This is a genomic window from Paenibacillus sp. 32O-W (assembly GCF_007679495.1).
Taxonomy (GTDB): Bacteria; Bacillota; Bacilli; order Paenibacillales; family NBRC-103111; genus Paenibacillus_L; species Paenibacillus_L residui.
The window spans coordinates 1-1,579 of sequence record NZ_VEGP01000145.1; the positions used below are offsets into that span (position 1 = coordinate 1).

Below are 1,579 nucleotides of genomic sequence, written 5' to 3' on the forward strand. Positions count from 1 at the left end.
AACATGAAATCGGAAAGTACCGTTGTCAAAAGGTGAAAGAGCCGCGTCGTGACAGTTTTTTTCAGTCACAGAAAGCTGCTAATTTTTTCGCAAAATAAACAGGACACTGCAAGCCTCTTGTCGAAGGTTAAACCACCACAGAATAACCACCGAGAGGAAGTGTCCTTGACAACATGATACCACAAGCAACGAACCATGCGCCAGAACCAAAAACACGCCGCGAACGCCGAATTGAAATTCTTGCGGAGCGTCGCCGAATCAAGAGAATCCTGAAAAAGTTGCGACCGGTCACGTTTGACAATAACACCGTCACGGAAGCCGGGAACTTCCAGTTCCTCGCGCGGTTCAAAGAACTCATCGGTCTGGACACCCTTATCGAGAGCCATTTCCATCTGGAACAAAAAGCCAACTGTGTCTACACGGCCGGAAAGCTTGTCGATCACCTGCTGGACTGTGCGCTGCTCGGTCACACACGTTTTTCGCATATGAATGCCCTGCAGTCGGATCCCGGTTACCAAATCGTTACCGGCATCGAGCGTTTTCCCGACGAGAGCACCTTCCGTGGCTTCTTGAGCAAGCTCTCCTGGAGTCATTTGATTCAGCTTGTCGCATTGAATCGGGATTTGCTGGCACATAAGGCGCGGACGGGCGAAAAGCGCCTGGTCTGGATCGACATCGACGACACGGTCATCACGCTGTTCGGGGAGCAGGAAGGCGCGACAAACGGCTACAATCCGCGTTACCACGGACGCCCCTCGTACAAGATCCGGGTTGCTTTCATCGCCGGAAGCGGTGAGCTGGTACACTTGCAGCTGAATCCCGGCAACACGAACGGCATGAAGGATCTGCTCTCGTTCGTTAAAGAAGTCGAAGCGATGTTGCCGCCGGAATGGATCGTCGAAGGCATCCGGGCCGACTGCGGTTTTGCCGACGAAGCTGTCATGAAGTACGCCGAAGAACGCGGCTGGCAATACATCTTCAAGCTCCCGAAGAAAGCGACCGTCAAGAAGGCCATCGCTTATCTGCAGCAGCATCCCGCCTTTTGGGAGACGCTGAACGAGAAGGAAGAGCACATTACGTTTGCAGACGAGGATGATCGTTGGGCTGCTGCCGACATTCCGATTCTCCTGAGCAACTGGGAAAAGGCCAGGCGCTGTGTCATCTACCGGGAAGCCCACGAAACGGAGCGTACAACCGACGGCCAATTGACGATGGCGCTCACGACCTATTCCTTCCAAGCCATCGTCACAAATGCCGATCTCAAGCCGCTCATGCTGCTTCGCTCGTACAACAAGCGCGCCAACATCGAGAATCGCATCGATGAATTGAAGGAAGGCTATGCGGTGGAACAGAACAGCCAACATTCCATGCTCCGCAACCTGCTGTTCAGTTGGATCAAGGCCATTGCCTACAATGTAATGGTTTGGTTCAAACAGACGCTGATGCCGGAAACCTTGCAGCAGTGCGAAGTCCAAACGATTCGCCGAGCGGTGATCCGGGTGCCCGGCAATGTGGTCGGTTCCGGTCGCTACCAGCATATCCGGCTTGCGCCGAATCCGACGCTCGCTGGCATCGTCGA

1 protein-coding gene is annotated in these 1,579 nt (G+C 54.1%); it reads left to right on the top strand.

The window, feature by feature from the left end; translation table 11 throughout:
- Positions 1-173: 173 nt before the first annotated feature.
- The coding region (locus FS806_RS25165) for an IS1380 family transposase (protein WP_144942080.1) at positions 174-1,579 on the top strand (1,406 nt) is incomplete at its 3' end.